Genomic DNA, 16,149 nt, shown 5'->3' with positions numbered 1-16,149 from the left:
AGCGTTGCCTGACCGTAGCCAGGGTCCAACGCGGCCGACTATGGCGTCAGGTCGCGGGGCGGCACAAGGAAATGCTCAACTTTTAGTAAATTCGCGCCTAGGCGGGCGCGTTGGAGCCTTCGAGATCCGCGCTCAGTTCCTCTGCGCGCCGCGCCAGTTGCTCCAGCACCCGGTCGAACACCTGCCTGTCGGCAGGGTCGAGCGGCGCCACCAACGCCTCTATGAAGCGGTGCGCCTCCGGCACCAGCTTGCGATAGGCGGCGATGCCTTTTTCCGTCAGCTGCAGGAAGCTCTCGCGCATGTCGCGGGTGTTGGCGGTCCGCTGAAGAAAGCTGCGATGCTCGAGACTGGCGACGGCGCGCGAAACCTTGGTCTTGTGCATGCGGCTGTGCTCGCCGATCTCCTTGGCGGTCATCGTGCCGAACTGGCCCAGGGTCGCCATGATCCGCCACTCCGGCACGCTGATGGCATAGTCACGGCGATAGATGCCGGCTAGCGACTGGCTGACGGTCTCGGCAAGCACGTTGAGCCGATAGGGAAGAAACCCCTCCAGCTCGAGAGGCCTTTGATCGTTGCTCATGGACTGCTCGCTTTCGGCTGCTGCCGGGAGACAGGCGTGCCCGGCCGGCAGCGGCAATAATCGCATGTATCGTTTCAATTCTAACCATTGCCGCGAGTCCGGCAAGGGTGCGACACCGGGTGCCACCGGATCGTCTTGCAGCCAGGGGCCGAGCGTGGCAGTCAGGTATGGGCGGGGCGACGAAGTTTCATACAGGAACAGCGACAGGATGGCGAAAACGGCAGAACGGACGGACAAGGCACCGGCACCCGAAAAGGCCGCCGCCGCACCGCCGAAACCGCAAAGCCCCGCTCTGGTGTGGACGGTGCTCAACCACGTCTTGCTGCTGCCGCTGGCCGGCGCCTTCCTGCCGATGGTCTTGTTTCATGCCGGCGTGCAGGATGAGCGGGGGATGCTGACCGCGGGTGTTCTGGCCGTGCTTGTCATGCTGACCCATGGCACCTGCTGGCGCATGGCCGCAAGAGCCGGAGAGCGCGGGCTGGCCGGCGCCAACCTGGTGTTGGGGCTTCTCAGCCTTGCGGCCCTGGCGTTGCTGTCGACGCCTTCGCCGCTCGTTGCGGTCGTTCACATCGGAAAGCTCTTCATCTGAGGTCCGCCGGCGCATCGCTTGCGCCCTTTCCGGCCGCCCCCCATATGCGGGTCGACCATACCGGGAGATTGAGACGATGAAATCCTTCCTGCGGGCCGCCGTTCTCGCCCTTGCAAGCGTCGCGGCCCTGGCGCAGCCGGCCCTGTCGGCCGACGAGCCGGACCTGATTTTCAAGAAGTCGACGGTCTGGAAGTTCCTGACGCCGGATCACAAGCTGGCCACGTATGCGGTGGACGACCCGCTGATCGACGGGGTGGCCTGCCATTTCACGGTGCCGGAAAAGGGGGGCGTTTCGGGCTGGCTGGGCGTTGCGGAGGAAGTCTCCGACATCTCGCTCGCCTGCCGGCAGGTGGGGCCGGTGACCTTCAAGGCGAAGTTCGAGCAGGGCGAGGAAATGTTCCGCCAGCGCCGATCCTTCCTGTTCAAGAAGATGCGGATCGTGCGGGGCTGCGACACCAAGCGGAACGTACTGGTCTATCTCGTCTATTCCGACAAGATCATCGAGGGCAGCCCGAAGAACTCGACCTCGACGGTGCCGATCATGCCCTGGGGCGAGGCGGATGCCCCGCGCTGCGCGGACTGGCTGGACGACTGACCGTCGCTGTCATGCGAAAGGGGAAAACGCGCGGCGCTACCAGGTGCCGCGCTGCCCGTCAGCCGGCGCTGCTGGTCTCCAGCCGGTTGGTGGCCCGGGCCATCGTCTCGGGCGGGCAGAAGTGCTTCTGCAGCAGAGACAGGACGTCCTGCGCGACTTCGCTGTCGAGGCTGTAATAGATCGTCGTGCCCTCGCGGCGCGTGCGCACCAGCCCCTGGGCCCGGAGCAGGGCGAGTTGCTGTGAGACGGTCGGCATGCGCATGCCGGTAAGTTCGGCGAGCTGTCCGACATTGGTTTCGCCGTTGGCCATATGGCACAGCAGCATGAGGCGCGGGGCGGAGGCGAGCATCTTGAGAAAGCTCGCCGCGTCCTCGGCCTTTTCCTGAAGCGCGTCGATCATTTCCATCCTTACCGAAGGCCCTGGGTACCGCAGGCGGTCCAGATCCCGCAACTGCCGACCTACCGGCCTCGAGCTACAGCAGCGACGCCCTCCTGCCGGAAGGGCTTTGACCGCCTGCAATTCGAAGTCGCGGCATTAAAGTGGAACAATTCAATCCGCGCAAGATATCAGCGATTGCTAAAAGGCGAACTATGAGCCTGAGAGTTAAGATTACAGCTGATTTCGCCGCTTCTGCACACCGACTGTGCATTGAACGCCAGCGCGCTGTGGCTGCGGGCTCCGAAATCCGTGGCGAAAACGAATCCCGCAACGGGAGCCAGCATCAAGGCGCCGAACAGGGAGGCGGCGACAAGCTGGCGGATGAGGGCGCCGCGGCGGGTGATGGAGGTCGGGAAGATCGTCTGCATGGCACTGGCTCCGATACGCTGGGCCTTGAACTGCGCCGATCATGCAATGGCGCGGCTGAACCCGTGCTGAGGCGCCCTTTTATGTGCCGTTCACAATGGTAAAGGCGCCGCCCCTTGCGTGGCGGCGCCTTTCTGTGTGAGCGAGCGGGACGGGCGATCCGTCCGTCAGAGATTGGCGGGCCGCAACTGGGCGATCGCCTTGGCCAGCACCTTGTCGCGGTCGTAGATGTCGCGGCGGAAGTGGACCGAACCGTCCTTGTTCACCCATGCGGTCAGGTAGGTGAGGTGGACGGGCAGCGGCTTGGACAGCTTGATCACCCGGCGTTCGCGGCTGTTGCGCACCGCCTCCAGCTTGTCCTTGGTCCAGCCGTCCGGGCCGAGCAGCGCCTGGCCGAGGTCGAACGGGTCCTCGGCGCGGATGCAGCCATGGCTGAAGGAGCGCTGGGCCCGGTCGAACAGCGACTTCGATGGCGTATCGTGGATGTAGATGTTGAACTTGTTCGGGAACATGAACTTGATGCGGCCGAGCGCATTGCCCTCGCCGGGGTCCTGTCGCAGCGTGAAGGGGAAGCTGGCGCGGCTGTAGGAGCCCCAGGCGACCGACCAGGGATCGATCTCGCGGTTGCCGGAGAAGACGCGGATGTTCTTCGCCAGCAGGGAGCCGGGATCGCGCTGGAGCATCGGCAGGTACTCCGTCGTGGCGATGGAGTAGGGCACCGTCCAGTAGGGGTTCACCTCCGCATAGGTCATCTCGTCGGAAAAGACCGGGGTGGCGTGGTACGGCTTGCCGACGACCACGCGGGTCGTGTGCACGGTCTTGTCGTTCTCAACGACCTTGAGGTTCTGGTCGGCCAGGTTGACGAAGACATAGCGGGAGCCGAGATCGTCCGGCATCCAGCGCCGGCGCTCCATGTTGAGCTCCATCTGGTCGATGCGCCTGGAGATCGGCACGTTGATCTCGGCGAGCGTGTTCTTGCCGATGACGCCGTCCACCTCCAGGCCGTGGCGCTCCTGGAACAGCTTCACCGCCTCGACCAGCGCGCCGTCATAGACATCGCCCGAATGGCTGCCGGGGGTGAAGAGATCCTGCTCGGCCAGACGGGTGCGCAGCGCTTCTGCGCGTGTGTCGGTCATGCCCGGCTTCAGGGTCTCGCCTTCGGGAACGACGGTAAAGCCGCCGGCGGCCTCCTTGGCGCGGTAGTCAGCAAGCGCCGTCTTCAGCCTTGCATAGTTGGGCGTGTTGGGAGAGAGCCCCTCGATGGCGGAGGCGAAATCCTCGGACGTGTCGACGAATTCCAGCAGCATTGCCGGATCCGGCGCCTTGGGGAAGAGGTTGAGCGAACGGTTGACCTCGTTGGGCTTCACCCGGCCGGCCGTGAGATGGTTGGCATAGGTGACGAACGTGTTGGAGATCGCGACCTCCAGCTCCGCGAGGCTGTCGATATCGGTGGCTGTGCTGGCCAGCTGGCGCAGTCGGTCGGGAGCATAATCGGCCGGGTCGAGCGCGTGGTCGCCGGCCTTCTCGAAGGCGCCGAGCAGGAGTTCGCCATGGGGGTTGAGACCCTGGTCGCTGACCCACAGGGGCTGGAACACGCGGTTCTCGTAATAGCCCTGGATGCCGAGCTCGAGCTCTTCCTCGCTGCCGGCATTGGCCGACGCGTCGAGCATCACGGTCGTGTTGACCGACAGCTCGCGGGCAATCGCCATGGCGAGCGGATCGGTCGGCAGGTGCGCTTCGCCCACCTGGATGCTGCCCGTAGGAGCGCTTTCCACCGGCAGGGCGGACTGGGCAAACGCCGGCACCGCAGTGCCGGACAGCAGCACAGCAAGGGCGAGCGCCGGGGCCGCGCTGGCGAGACGCCCGAGCGCAACCGGCCGGAACCGGGTCTTACAGGCGAAAGAGCTCATGATTTCCTCCCACAAATGTCCTCCATCATACGGTGGAGCCGCAGCCCTAATATGACGGAGTCTCCTCAAGGCCAGTGTGATGCAGGACACGCCGCGGACGCCAGCGAAAAGCCGCTGCGAAGCGCGGCAAACCGCCTTTTGGCGCTTGACCGGGCCAGGCAAACGGGTCAGAACACTTGCCATGTGCACGGCCCATCGGAAGACCATTTCGATTCTCATTATTTGCAGCTAGCGACAAAGCTGGCTGTGGCCGTTCCCCTCATGCGTGAAGCTCTCCGGCAAGGGAGATGAGACGGACGCCCCGGCCAGCCGGCCAGGAGACGACCGATCATGCTTCCCGCTCATCGATTGAAACTGACCAACACGCTGACTCGGGCGAAGGAAGACTTCGAGCCGGAGGACGCCGGGAACGTGCGCATGTATGTGTGCGGACCGACGGTCTATGACTATGCCCATATCGGCAATGCCCGGCCCGTCGTCGTGTTCGACGTGCTGTTCCGCCTGCTGCGCCATCTCTACGGGCAGGCCCACGTCACCTATGTGCGCAACATCACCGACGTGGACGACAAGATCAACGCGCGGGCCCTGCGCGACTATCCCGACCTCCCGCTCAACGATGCGATCGCCAGGGTAACGGGCAAGACCGCCGATCAGTTCCATGCGGACGTGAAGGCGCTGGGCTGCCTGTCGCCTACGCACGAGCCGCGCGCCACTGCCCATATCGGCGGAATGATCGAGATGATCGGCACGCTGATCGCCAAGGGCCATGCCTACGAGGCGGAAGGCGAGGTGCTGTTCGATACCGGCTCGATGCCGGCTTACGGCGAATTGTCCAAGCGCAATCTGGAAGACCAGAAGGCCGGCGCCCGGATCGCGGTCGATGCCCACAAGAAGAACCCCGGCGACTTCGTGCTGTGGAAGCTCTCATCCGAGGACGAGCCGGGCTGGGACAGCCCGTGGGGACGCGGGCGTCCGGGCTGGCATATCGAGTGCTCGGTGATGAGCGCCCATCACCTGGGCCCCGTCTTCGACATCCATGGCGGCGGGCTTGATCTCATCTTCCCGCATCACGAGAACGAGATCGCCCAGTCCTGCTGCGCGCACGGCACCAAGCTGATGGCGCGCTACTGGCTGCATAACGGCTTCCTGCAGGTAGAAGGCGAGAAGATGTCGAAATCGCTCGGCAACTTCATCACCCTGCATGACCTGCTGGAGACCGAGAAGGTGGGCGGTCGTCGCTGGCCGGGCATGGCCATCCGGCTCGTCCTCCTGATGACGCAGTATCGCCAGCCGCTCGACTTCACCGAAAAGGCCCTGGAAGAGGCGGAAGGGCTGCTGCAGCGTTGGGACGATCTGATCAATCGTGCGGGCGTGCAACCGTCGACGGACGCCCAGCCACCGGAAGCCTTGGTCGAGGCGCTGTGCGACGACCTCAACACGCCGCGGGCCATTGCCGCTCTGCACGGGCTCGCGCGCGAGGCCCGCAGCGGCGATACCGCAGCTGCCCAGGCCCTTGCCGATGCGCTGGGCTTCCTCGGCTTCGACCTTGCCGAAATCCGTGCTGCCGTCGAGGCGGTTCAGGAAGCGGCCGCCGATCCCGAACTGGTGGCGAAGGTGGATGCCCGCATCGCCGAGCGTCTTGCCTTCATCGAGGCGAAGGACTGGGGAGAGGCCGACCGCATCCGCGCTGAACTGGCGGATGCCGGCGTTGTGCTGAAGGACGGCAAGGACGCCGCCACTGGCAAGCGCGTGACCACCTGGGAGTTGGTGCAATGACTGAGAGCAACGCAGTGAAGACCGGTGGGTGTCAGTGCGGGGCGATCCGCTTCCGTGTCGAGGGCGCGCTGGGCAATGCCTCGATCTGCCATTGCCGCATGTGCCAGAAGGCCTTCGGCGGGTTCTATGCGCCCTTGGTCGCGATCGAGCGCCCGCAGCTGACATGGACGCGCGGCGAGCCGGCGCATTTTCGCTCCTCCAACCATGTGACCCGCGGCTTCTGCCCGTCCTGCGGGACGCCGCTCACCTATGAGGAGCCGGGCGACAAGCTGGCGCTGGCCATCGGTGCATTCGACCATCCGGAAGAGATCTCCCCGACCATCCAGTACGGCGTGGAGGCGAAGCTCCCCTATGTCGACGCCGTGTCGTCGCTGCCCAAGCGCGACACGATGGACGACCTCGAGGCGGCTTCGTTCCTCGCTTCCATCCGCTCCAACCAGCACCCCGACCAGGAGACGCAGAGCTGGCCGCCCGACGAGTGGCCGCAGGACGCCTGGTCGAATGCTCCCTCTCACCTGCCGCGCAAGAAGACCTGACCGGCACAGCCGGATCCCATCCACGAACGACCGGCCGCAAAGGCCGGCGACCCCAAGGACCAGACCATGACACGCGAACGCCTCTACCTGTTCGACACGACGCTGCGCGATGGAGCGCAGACGGCCGGCATCGACTTCTCGGTGGAGGAGAAGATCGTGATTGCGGAGCTGCTGGACCGGCTGGGTGTTGACTACGTGGAGGGCGGCTATCCGGGCGCCAATCCGACCGACACGGCCTTTTTCGAGGCGAAGCGCACGGCGGCGGCGACCTTCACCGCCTTCGGCATGACCAAGAGGGCAGGGCGCTCGGCCGCCAATGATCCGGGGCTGCAGATGATCCTGGGCTCGGCGGCGGAGGCGGTGTGCCTCGTCGCCAAAAGCTGGGACTACCACGTGCGCGTGGCGCTGGGCTGCACCAACGAGGAGAACCTCGACTCGATCCGCGACAGCGTCGAGGCGGTGGTGGCGAGCGGCCGCGAGGCGATGATCGACTGCGAGCACTTCTTCGACGGCTACAAGGCCAACCCCGCCTACGCACTGGCCTGCGCGAAGACCGCCTATGAGGCCGGCGCGCGCTGGGTGGTGTTGTGCGACACCAATGGCGGCACGCTGCCCTCGGAGATCATGGAGATCGTCGGAGCAGTCACCGCGCATGTGCCCGGCGCGCGTCTGGGCATTCACGCGCATGACGATACCGGGCACGCGGTCGCCAATTCGCTGGCGGCCGTCGCAGCCGGCGTGCGCCAGGTCCAGGGCACGCTCAACGGCATCGGCGAGCGCTGCGGCAATGCCAACCTTGTGACGCTCGTGCCGACCCTGATGCTCAAGTCTCCCTACAAGGACCGGTTCGAGCTGGGCGTGAGCACAGAGGCGCTGGCCGACATCACCTCGATCTCGCGCGCCTTCGACGAGATCATCAACCGGTCACCGGACCGGCACGCGCCCTATGTTGGTGAGAACGCCTTCGCCACCAAGGCCGGCATCCATGCCTCGGCGATCCTGAAGGAGCCGGAGACCTACGAGCATGTGCCGCCGGAGACCGTCGGCAACCGGCGCCGGGTCCTGGTTTCCGACCAGGCCGGCAAGTCGAACCTGATCGGCGAGCTCGCCCGGCTCGGTATCGCCGTCGACAAGGCCGACCCGCGGCTCGACACGCTGCTGGCGGACGTCAAGGAGCGCGAGGCACAGGGCTATGCCTATGAGGCGGCGGATGCCTCGTTCGAGTTGCTGGCGCGCCGCAGGCTCGGCGAGGTGCCGCGCTATTTCGATGTGCATTCGTTCCGCGTGATGGTCGAGCGCCGCTTCAACGCCATCGGCGAGCTGGTCACGGTTTCCGAGGCGGTGGTGAAGATCGACATCGACGGCGAGACGCATATGTCGGTGGGCGAGGGCAACGGTCCTGTCAATGCGCTCGACACGGCCCTGCGCAAGGACCTGGGGCGCTACCAGTCGGTCGTCGACGAGATGGAGCTGACCGACTTCAAGGTGCGTATCCTCAACGGCGGCACGGATGCCGTAACGCGCGTATTGATCGAGAGCTACAACAAGAGGACGCACAAACGCTGGTTCACGATCGGCGTTTCGGGCAATATCGTCGATGCGTCATTTCAGGCGCTCATCGATTCCCACACCTACACGCTGCTGAAGGCCGGGCTCTGACGGGCAGCCTCGCAGCCCAGCGGACCACGCGACCATGACCTCCCAACCGACAGCCGCGGCGGCCGACGCCGAGCGGCGCCTCGGCCTTGCCTTCGCCCTCTCGGCTTTCCTGCTGTGGGGCTTCCTGCCGGCCTACTACAAGTGGACGTCGGCGATCCCGGCGGATCTGGTGGTTGCCCACCGGATCCTGTGGTCGGTGCTGTTCCTGGCGATTTTCCTGGGGCTGCGCGGCAAGCTCGGGGAGGTGGGAGCCATCCTGTGCGATCCCGCGACGCTGTCCAAGCTGGCGCTGTCGGCGACGGTGATCTCCATCAACTGGCTGGTGTTCATCTGGGCGGTGGAGCGCGGGCGTATTCTGGAAGTGAGTTTTGGCTATTTCGCCAATCCGCTGGTTTCGGTCGCCATCGGGCTCGTGGTGCTCAAGGAAACGCTGAGCCGCTGGCAGACGGTGGCAATCGTGCTGGCGAGCATTGCCGTTGCCGTGCAGGCAATGGCGCTTGGCGGGTTTCCCTGGGTCTCCGTCGCGCTGGCCTTCTCCTTTGGCGTCTACGGCTACGTGCGCAAGACGGTGGCGGTTGGCGCTTCGCCCGGACTGATGGTCGAGGCGATCGTGCTGGCGCCGTTTGCCCTGGCCTATCTGGTTTATGCCGGTGTTACCGGCGGGAGCGCTGCAATGGCGGACGTGTGGCCGGTCGACCGGCCAGGCCTGTTCCTGCTGCTGCTGGGCACCGGTGTCGTGACGGCGGTGCCGCTGGCGCTGTTCGCCGCCGGTGCAAGGCGGCTGTCGCTGACGGCAGTGGGCCTGATGCAGTACATCGCGCCGAGCATCCAGTTTCTGCTGGCGCTCTATGTCTATGGCGAGGATGTGGAGCCGGTGCGGCTGGCGACCTTCGGTCTCATCTGGATCTCGCTGGCCATCTTCACCACCGACACGCTGGTCAGACACGAGCGCTCGCGCAGCTAGGCTCCCTGACTTGTTGTTCACAAGATCCGAAACGTTTTGCCGTTGCGTCACGCAAGGCTTTGAAATTCCTAAGAATTAAAACTTGACTCTATGAGTCATATTTTTAGGTTGCGGCTGCAAGGGCGCGCCGGGGGTACGGCGCGCCGCCACAGCCAGCATGCCTTTGCAGACCTTCTGCTCGAGCCGCCAGCGACACAATCGCACGACAGGAGGCTTCAAGTGAGCAGATTTGGCGACCGCGGCAGGCAGGCCGCATTCGTGACCCTATGGCTGGCGGCGCTGACGGCCGCCCCCTTCACCGCATCGGCGCAGGACACAAGTACCAGCGAGGAGGGGGAGGCGACCTCCGGTCTGGCCACGATCCTCCGGCGCATCACGGTGCCTTGGGCGAATTTCGAAACCACCCCTTATCAGCGCAACGCGGCGGCGAGCTATACGAGCGGCGAAGTGCTGCAGGACAGGTTCGGCGGCGACGTCAACGAGGCGCTGCGCTCGAATGCCGGCACGTTCACGCGCCAGTCGTCCGACCAGCCCGGTATCACGCCGAATGTGCGCGGCCTGCAAGGCTTCGGGCGGGTGAACTCAACCATCGACGGGGTGCCGCAAACCTTCACGAACCTGTCGGGCCATGGCGGCACGTTCGACAACTTTGTCTATGTCGACCCGAACCTGGTGGCGGGTGTCGGCGTGACCCGCGGCCCGGTGACCGGAGCCGAGGGCATGGGCGCACTGGCCGGAGGGGTCAATTTCCGCACGCTGGAGCCCGAAGACGTTCTCAAGCCCGGTTCGACGTTTGGCGCGATGACCACCTGGCGCGCCGGCACCAACGATTACGGCTGGTCGGGCATGGCGGCGGGCGCGGCCCGGGCCGCGTTCGGCGAAGGCGATATCAGTGTGGTTGGGGCCTACAGTCTTTCCGAGGCCGGCCACTACGACAATGGCGATGGCCGGAAGGTGCCGTTCGACCCCTCGCAGATGCCGAAGTCGGGCCTGTTCAAGGTCGCCGTGGCACCCAACTCCAGCCACCGCGTAAAGCTTGGCGGGCGTTGGTACTCCAACTCATTCTACGTCCAGAGCGGGGGCTACGACTGGGCAATCGATAACCAGACCTACACGGCGAACTACGAGTTCACGCCCGACAGCGACTGGTTCGACCTGAGGGCCAACGCCTATCACAACATCACCGATCTTGCCTTCGAAGGGGCAGGGGGCGTCTTCGCCGGCCGGCGCGGCAAGCAGACTGGAACCGGTTTCGACCTTGCCAATACCAGCCGGGCCGATTTCGGAGCGGTGGGGCTGAAGCTCCATTACGGCTTTGCCTTCTCGCATGACGACTATGAGGGCAACGACCAGCGCGGCGCCAATCCCGACGGAACGCTGGTGAAAACCGGCACCTTCGCCGAGGCGACGGCCTCCTACGGCATCTTCGACCTGACGCTGGGCCTGCGCTACGACACCTGGGACCTCGACGGCGTACGCGGCTACACCGCGCCGGGACGAGGAGGTTGCCCGGCCGGCGGGCCGGCATGCCCGGCCGAGCTTGCCTCGCGGGGCGGAGAGGAGTGGAACCCGCGCATCGGGTTGGCCGCGCGGGCGACCGACTGGCTGCAGCTCTATGCGAGCTATGGGCGCAGCTACCGTGCGCCGACGGCATCCGAGATGTTCTATCCCGGCGGGCACAACTTCAACGGCGTCGGGGATCCGATTGCCGGCAATCTCGACCTGGTGCCGGAAAAGATGTGGGGGCTCGACATCGGCGCCAACATCACTGCGGACAACCTTGCCGTCCAGGGGGACAAGCTGCGGCTGAAGCTCGGCTATTTCGATAATCGCATTGAGGATTTCATCACCTATGGGCTCGACCGCAAGCCGGGCGAGAGCCGGGCGGTGCAGCGCTGGGTCAACCTGGCAGGCACCACGCGGATGAATGGGTTCGAGATCGAGGGCAGCTACGACGCGGGCTTCGCCTATGCCAATGTCGCGGTCACGATTGCCGACACAAAGCAGCCCCTGCCGTATTTCGCCGGGATCGGCAACGATGTCGGACGCCTGCCGGACGACTACGCCACTGTCGACATCGGCGCGCGGTTCCTGGGCCGGAAACTCACGTTCGGCGGACGCATGCACTATGTCGGCGACAGCGTGCAGGCATTTGTGGACGAGCAGAATTCGCTTCCGATCGACAGCTATGTCCTGTTTGACCTCTACAGCTCGTGGCAGTTCAGCGAACACGGAAAGCTCTTTGCGTCGGTGGAGAATGTGGGAGACCTGTCCTACATGGCGGCGAATGCCGGATTTGCCGAAGCCTATTCGGGGGTGGCGACGGGACGTGGACGCACCTTCACCGTGGGAGCGAGCCTGAAGTTCTGATCTTCCCGGCCTGCGAACCAGAGCCAAGAGCAGGGCGCTCCCGCAAGGGGGCGCCCTTTTTCGTTGCGAAGAGAAAAAGAAAAGCTGTGTCCTCGCTTGCCGGCTGGCGGCCTGCGGATTAGAACCCATCCATCGGTAAATTACGATGAATGGATATTCCATGCGTGACCGAACCGCTGTGCGGCTCCGCGACGAGCCGGCCCGCCCGCTTGCTGCCGCCATCGACAGCGAGCGGCTCGCCCGCATCTTCAAGGCTCTGTCGCATCCGGTGCGGGTGGAGATCGTTTCCTCGCTCGCTGCCTGCGCTGGTGCCTTTTGCGGCGACATCGTTCGCGGTCTGCCGCTGGCGCAGTCCACCGTCTCGCAGCATCTCGCCATCCTGCGCGAGGCGGGTCTGATCGAGGCGGAGGAGAACGGCCGCTGCTGCCACTATCGCCTTACGGCAGGCGCGCGGGCGCTGGTCGAGGGTGCCGCCGCAGAGCTTTTTGCCGCGACATGCTGCGGCGAGGTATCGGGGCAGGCGAGCGCGCCACGCATGGATGTCTGTCGAAAGGACACGGAATGACCAGCCGCCGCTCAGGCGTACCCGGCCCCGCGCCCCGCATATCGGCGGACGAGGTCTCGACTTTCCGCACCCTCGGCCAGTTGTGGCCGTATATCTGGCCGTCCGACCGTCCGGACCTCAAGGCCCGGGTCGGCCTTGCCGTTCTGGCACTCGTCGTGGCGAAGATCGTCACGGTGCTCTCTCCCTATTTCTTCAAATGGGCGACGGATGCGCTGACCGTTCAGCAGGGCGATGCGTCGGCTGCCGGCGGCACGCTCGGTCTCGACGTGCTGCCCGCCTGGCTGGTGGCGCCGGTGATGCTGGTCATCGCCTACAATGTCGCGCGGGTGCTGTTCGTCGGCTTCAACCAGCTGCGCGACGCGCTGTTCGCCCGTGTCGGCCAACATGCGGTGCGCCAACTCGCGTTCCTGACCTTCCGCCACCTGCATGCGTTGTCGCTGCGGTTTCATCTGGCCCGGCGTACCGGCGGCCTGTCGCGGGTGATCGAGCGCGGCGTGAAGGGCATTGAGAACATCGTCCGCTTCACGATCCTCAACGGCATTCCGACGGTGATGGAATTCGGCGTGATGGCTGCGGTGATCTGGTACCAGTTCGGCTGGATCTACGTTGCCGTCGTTGCGGTCATGATCGTCGCCTACACCTGGTTCACAGTGCAGACCTCGAACTGGCGCATCACCATCCGCCGCGAGATGAACGACAATGACACCGAGGCGAATTCCAAGGCCATCGACAGCCTGCTGAACTTCGAGACGGTGAAGTATTTCGGCAACGAGCAGATGGAGGCGGAGCGCTTCGACCGCTCGATGGCCGGTTACGAGCGCGCTGCCACCCGCACCTGGACCTCGCTGGCATGGCTCAACTTCGGCCAGGCGGTCATCCTGGGCATCGCCACGGCGATCTGCATGGTGATGTCGGCCCGGGCTGTGATGGCCGGCACCCAGACCCTCGGCGATTTCGTGATGATCAACGCGCTGCTGCTGCAGCTTTCGATCCCGCTGAACTTCATCGGCTTCCTCTACCGCGAGATCCGGCAGGGGCTCACCGATCTGGAGGCGATGTTCCAGCTGCTCGGCCAGCCGGCCGAGATCACCGACCGGCCGGGCGCCGCGCCGCTCGCCGTTCAAGGCGGCACCGTGCGCTTCGAGGACGTCACCTTCCACTACGATGCCGACCGGCCGATCCTTCGGGGCATTGCCTTCGAGGTTCCGGCCGGGCGCACGGTCGCCATCGTCGGGCCGTCGGGGGCTGGCAAGTCGACCATTTCGCGGCTGCTGTTCCGCTTCTACGACGTGACGGGCGGACGCATCACCATCGATGGGCAGGACGTGCGGGACGTCACGCAGGAGAGCCTGCGGCGGGCGACCGGCATGGTTCCGCAGGACACGGTCCTGTTCAACGACACGGTCGCCTACAACATCCGCTACGGCCGCCCCGAGGCAACCGAGGCGGAGGTGCACGAGGCTGCCCGCATGGCCCAGATCGCCGACTTCATCGCGGCGCTGCCGGAAGGCTACCGCACCGAGGTGGGCGAGCGCGGACTGAAGCTGTCGGGCGGCGAGAAGCAGCGCGTGGCGATTGCCCGCACGATCCTGAAGGCGCCGCCGATCCTGATCCTCGACGAGGCGACCTCGGCGCTGGACACCCATACGGAACGGGAAATCCAGGCGGCGCTCGACCAGGTCTCGCGCAACCGCACGACCCTGGTGATCGCCCACCGTCTGTCGACCGTCGTCAATGCGGACGAGATCCTGGTGCTGGAAAAGGGCCGCATCGTCGAGCGCGGCCGGCATCCGGAGCTGTTGGCGAAGGGCGGGCTCTACGCGTCCATGTGGGCGCGCCAGCAGGAGGCGAGCGAGGCGGAGGAACGGCTGCGAGCCGCCACTGCCGATGGTGAAGGCTTCGTGGTGCGCGGGCCGCGTGCCGGCGAGGACGTGCCTGCGGAATAGGAGGCGAAAGCTGCCTTGCCTGAGGCATGGTGCCGCCATGGATTGATTTTGCGACCCGCTCCGGTGCAAAAGGGGCGGGTTCGCCTTGTCTGCGGAACCTTTCGTTCCGCGACCGGCCGTCATAAACGGAACCATCCATGTCGCTGACCGATACGATCACCAAGACCTTCGTCCCCATCCACCGTGAGGGCTGGCCCTTCGTTGCCGGAGCCGGTGCGGCGACGCTGATCGTCGGGTGGTTCGTCGACCCGCTGTTCTGGATCGGTCTGATCCTGACCGCATGGGTCGCATATTTCTTCCGCGACCCGCAGCGCGTGACGCCCATCGACGACGATCTGATCGTTTCGCCCGCCGACGGAACGGTCTGTCAGGTCGGGCAGGCGGTGCCGCCGCGGGAGCTGGAGCTCGGCAGCGAACCGATGATGCGCGTCTGCATCTTCATGAATGTCTTCAACTGCCACGTGAACCGCGCGCCGTTCGGTGGCCGCATCACCCGCGTTGCCTATCGCGCCGGCAGCTTCCTCAACGCCGAATCCGACAAGGCGAGCGAGGAGAACGAGCGCAACGGCCTCGTTATCGAGAGCGGGGAAACCCGCATCGGCGTGGTGCAGATCGCCGGCCTTGTGGCGCGGCGTATCGTCTGCTTCGTGCGCGAGGGCGAAAATATCGGTGCGGGCGAGCGCTTCGGCCTGATCCGCTTCGGCTCGCGGCTCGACGTCTATCTGCCGGACGAGGCCAGCGTGAAGGTCGCCGTCGGTCAGACGATGATTGCGGGCGAGACCGTGGTCGCGGAACTCGGCGGCGAGACGCGCGGCAGCGTGCTCACGCGCATCAGCTGATCGGCAGGAACGGATGACCGGACCCTTTGCCCCCTACGATCCAGGCCCCACGCGCCGCCGGCGCGGTCGTGCCCCGCGTTTTCGCCGGGTGCCGCTGCGCTTGATCCTGCCGAACCTGGTGACGCTGCTGGCGCTGTGCTCCGGCCTCACGGCCATCCGGATGGCGCTGGAGGCGCGTTGGGACTATGCGATCGGCGCCATCGTCATCGCGGCGGTGCTGGACGCGTTGGACGGACGGGTCGCGCGGCTGCTCAAGGGCACGTCGAAATTCGGTGCGGAACTCGATTCCCTCGCCGACTTTGTGAACTTCGGCGTTGCGCCGGCACTGATCCTTTATTCCTGGCTGCTGCAGGAAGTGCGGTCCATCGGCTGGATCGCGGCGCTGATCTTCGCGATTTCGGCAGCGCTCAGGCTTGCCCGCTTCAACGTGTCGATTGACGATCCGAACAAGCCGGCTTGGGCCGTGAACTTCTTCACCGGCGTGCCGGCTCCGGCCGGCGCCTTGAGCGTGCTGTTCCCGGTCTATCTCGAGTTCGTCGGCATTCTGCCGCACTGGCCGGAACTGGCGCCCGCTGTCGCGGTCTATGTGGTCGCGATCGCCTTGCTGATGGTCAGCCGGTTGCCGACCTTCTCGGGCAAGAAGCTGGGCACGCGCGTGCGCCGCGATCTCGTGCTGCCGCTCTTCGTGGCGGCGGTGTTCCTGGTGGCGCTGCTGGCGAGCTACCCGTTCGAAGTTCTGGCGGTCGGGGCTGCCGGCTACCTGGTCTCGATTCCCTTCGCTTGGCACTGGTACCAGCGCTATCGCAAGGCGGATCCGGTATCGGACGACACGGATGAAGACGGTCTGGCGGCCGAGGATGAGGAAACCGATCTCGACCACCTGAGCGAGGACGACAAGGACGACGCGCCGTAGTCCGCGGCCTCCGGCTTCCTGGCAGAACGTATAGGTTCAAGAAAAAAGCCCTGCGTCGTGGACGCAGGGCTTTTTTCGTTTCTAGCCGTCCGGGAGACCTGT

Annotated in this window: 15 protein-coding genes; 11 read left to right on the top strand and 4 right to left on the bottom strand. The window is 65.4% G+C overall.

Going from position 1 to position 16,149, the window contains the following annotated elements; translation table 11 throughout:
* Positions 1-97: 97 nt before the first annotated feature.
* Complete coding sequence (locus tag H7H34_RS11630) at positions 98-580, bottom strand: MarR family winged helix-turn-helix transcriptional regulator (RefSeq protein ID WP_120268344.1); 483 nt, start codon at positions 578-580, stop codon at positions 98-100.
* Between the two features lie 208 nt (positions 581-788).
* Here H7H34_RS11630 and H7H34_RS11625 point away from each other — a divergent pair, with 208 nt between their 5' ends.
* Both H7H34_RS11625 and H7H34_RS11620 read left to right on the top strand, forming a co-directional pair.
* Positions 789-1,169, top strand: coding sequence for a hypothetical protein (locus H7H34_RS11625; protein WP_185925276.1), 381 nt, complete (start codon positions 789-791; stop codon positions 1,167-1,169).
* 76 nt (positions 1,170-1,245) lie between these two features.
* Positions 1,246-1,764, top strand: coding sequence for a CreA family protein (locus tag H7H34_RS11620; RefSeq protein ID WP_185925275.1), 519 nt, complete (start codon positions 1,246-1,248; stop codon positions 1,762-1,764).
* Between the two features lie 58 nt (positions 1,765-1,822).
* Here H7H34_RS11620 and H7H34_RS11615 read toward each other — a convergent pair whose 3' ends face one another.
* From H7H34_RS11615 to H7H34_RS11605, 3 genes are all read right to left on the bottom strand, one after another.
* Complete coding sequence (locus H7H34_RS11615) at positions 1,823-2,164, bottom strand: ArsR/SmtB family transcription factor (protein WP_208996629.1); 342 nt, start codon at positions 2,162-2,164, stop codon at positions 1,823-1,825.
* Between the two features lie 167 nt (positions 2,165-2,331).
* Positions 2,332-2,571 carry a hypothetical protein gene (locus H7H34_RS11610; protein ID WP_120267766.1) on the bottom strand — a complete coding sequence of 80 codons (240 nt, stop codon included), beginning with the start codon at positions 2,569-2,571 and terminating at the stop codon, positions 2,332-2,334.
* 165 nt (positions 2,572-2,736) lie between these two features.
* On the bottom strand, positions 2,737-4,479 hold the full coding sequence (locus H7H34_RS11605) for a L,D-transpeptidase family protein (protein WP_209006205.1): 1,743 nt from the start codon (positions 4,477-4,479) through the stop codon (positions 2,737-2,739).
* 330 nt (positions 4,480-4,809) lie between these two features.
* On the opposite strand from H7H34_RS11605, the gene cysS reads away from it, so the two are divergent.
* The 9 genes from cysS to pssA all read left to right on the top strand — a co-directional run bounded on the left by cysS (position 4,810) and on the right by pssA (position 16,047).
* A complete protein-coding gene (gene cysS / locus H7H34_RS11600; RefSeq protein ID WP_185925274.1) occupies positions 4,810-6,255 on the top strand; it encodes a cysteine--tRNA ligase in 1,446 nt (481 codons plus the stop codon).
* On the top strand, positions 6,252-6,791 hold the full coding sequence (locus H7H34_RS11595; protein ID WP_185925273.1) for a GFA family protein: 540 nt from the start codon (positions 6,252-6,254) through the stop codon (positions 6,789-6,791). The genes cysS and H7H34_RS11595 overlap by 4 nt, the downstream gene beginning before the upstream one ends.
* A 66-nt stretch (positions 6,792-6,857) precedes the next feature.
* Positions 6,858-8,450 carry a citramalate synthase gene (cimA, locus tag H7H34_RS11590; protein WP_185925272.1) on the top strand — a complete coding sequence of 531 codons (1,593 nt, stop codon included), beginning with the start codon at positions 6,858-6,860 and terminating at the stop codon, positions 8,448-8,450.
* A gap of 34 nt (positions 8,451-8,484) precedes the next feature.
* Positions 8,485-9,414: an EamA family transporter RarD gene (gene rarD, locus H7H34_RS11585; protein ID WP_185925271.1), complete on the top strand. Its 930-nt coding sequence runs from the start codon at positions 8,485-8,487 to the stop codon at positions 9,412-9,414.
* A 219-nt stretch (positions 9,415-9,633) separates the two neighbouring features.
* Positions 9,634-11,784, top strand: coding sequence for a TonB-dependent receptor domain-containing protein (locus H7H34_RS11580; RefSeq protein WP_371811388.1), 2,151 nt, complete (start codon positions 9,634-9,636; stop codon positions 11,782-11,784).
* Between the two features lie 160 nt (positions 11,785-11,944).
* The gene (locus H7H34_RS11575; RefSeq protein WP_185925269.1) at positions 11,945-12,349 is read left to right on the top strand and encodes an ArsR/SmtB family transcription factor; all 405 of its coding nucleotides are present in this window, start codon (positions 11,945-11,947) and stop codon (positions 12,347-12,349) included.
* On the top strand, positions 12,346-14,295 hold the full coding sequence (locus H7H34_RS11570) for an ABCB family ABC transporter ATP-binding protein/permease (protein WP_185925268.1): 1,950 nt from the start codon (positions 12,346-12,348) through the stop codon (positions 14,293-14,295). The genes H7H34_RS11575 and H7H34_RS11570 overlap by 4 nt, the downstream gene beginning before the upstream one ends.
* Positions 14,296-14,432: 137 nt before the next feature.
* Positions 14,433-15,134 (top strand): phosphatidylserine decarboxylase, encoded by a 702-nt coding sequence (locus H7H34_RS11565; protein WP_120267773.1) that lies wholly within the window; start codon positions 14,433-14,435, stop codon positions 15,132-15,134.
* Positions 15,135-15,147: 13 nt separating this feature from the next.
* Complete coding sequence (gene pssA / locus H7H34_RS11560) at positions 15,148-16,047, top strand: CDP-diacylglycerol--serine O-phosphatidyltransferase (RefSeq protein WP_120267774.1); 900 nt, start codon at positions 15,148-15,150, stop codon at positions 16,045-16,047.
* Positions 16,048-16,149 lie beyond the last annotated feature (102 nt).

This window comes from Stappia sp. 28M-7, from assembly GCF_014252955.1.
GTDB lineage: Bacteria > Pseudomonadota > Alphaproteobacteria > Rhizobiales > Stappiaceae > Stappia.
Note: the sequence above shows the minus strand (reverse complement) of the source record. Positions and strands in the feature narration are given on the sequence as shown.

What these genes read in the sequence shown, in the direction of transcription:
- H7H34_RS11630 (WP_120268344.1), bottom strand. Translation starts at nt 580, where the DNA reads ATGAGCAACGATCAAAGGCCTCTCGAGCTGGAGGGGTTTCTTCCCTAT.
- H7H34_RS11625 (WP_185925276.1), top strand. Translation starts at nt 789, where the DNA reads ATGGCGAAAACGGCAGAACGGACGGACAAGGCACCGGCACCCGAAAAG.
- H7H34_RS11620 (WP_185925275.1), top strand. Translation starts at nt 1,246, where the DNA reads ATGAAATCCTTCCTGCGGGCCGCCGTTCTCGCCCTTGCAAGCGTCGCG.
- H7H34_RS11615 (WP_208996629.1), bottom strand. Translation starts at nt 2,164, where the DNA reads ATGATCGACGCGCTTCAGGAAAAGGCCGAGGACGCGGCGAGCTTTCTC.
- H7H34_RS11610 (WP_120267766.1), bottom strand. Translation starts at nt 2,571, where the DNA reads ATGCAGACGATCTTCCCGACCTCCATCACCCGCCGCGGCGCCCTCATC.
- H7H34_RS11605 (WP_209006205.1), bottom strand. Translation starts at nt 4,479, where the DNA reads ATGAGCTCTTTCGCCTGTAAGACCCGGTTCCGGCCGGTTGCGCTCGGG.
- cysS (WP_185925274.1), top strand. Translation starts at nt 4,810, where the DNA reads ATGCTTCCCGCTCATCGATTGAAACTGACCAACACGCTGACTCGGGCG.
- H7H34_RS11595 (WP_185925273.1), top strand. Translation starts at nt 6,252, where the DNA reads ATGACTGAGAGCAACGCAGTGAAGACCGGTGGGTGTCAGTGCGGGGCG.
- cimA (WP_185925272.1), top strand. Translation starts at nt 6,858, where the DNA reads ATGACACGCGAACGCCTCTACCTGTTCGACACGACGCTGCGCGATGGA.
- rarD (WP_185925271.1), top strand. Translation starts at nt 8,485, where the DNA reads ATGACCTCCCAACCGACAGCCGCGGCGGCCGACGCCGAGCGGCGCCTC.
- H7H34_RS11575 (WP_185925269.1), top strand. Translation starts at nt 11,945, where the DNA reads ATGCGTGACCGAACCGCTGTGCGGCTCCGCGACGAGCCGGCCCGCCCG.
- H7H34_RS11570 (WP_185925268.1), top strand. Translation starts at nt 12,346, where the DNA reads ATGACCAGCCGCCGCTCAGGCGTACCCGGCCCCGCGCCCCGCATATCG.
- H7H34_RS11565 (WP_120267773.1), top strand. Translation starts at nt 14,433, where the DNA reads ATGTCGCTGACCGATACGATCACCAAGACCTTCGTCCCCATCCACCGT.
- pssA (WP_120267774.1), top strand. Translation starts at nt 15,148, where the DNA reads ATGACCGGACCCTTTGCCCCCTACGATCCAGGCCCCACGCGCCGCCGG.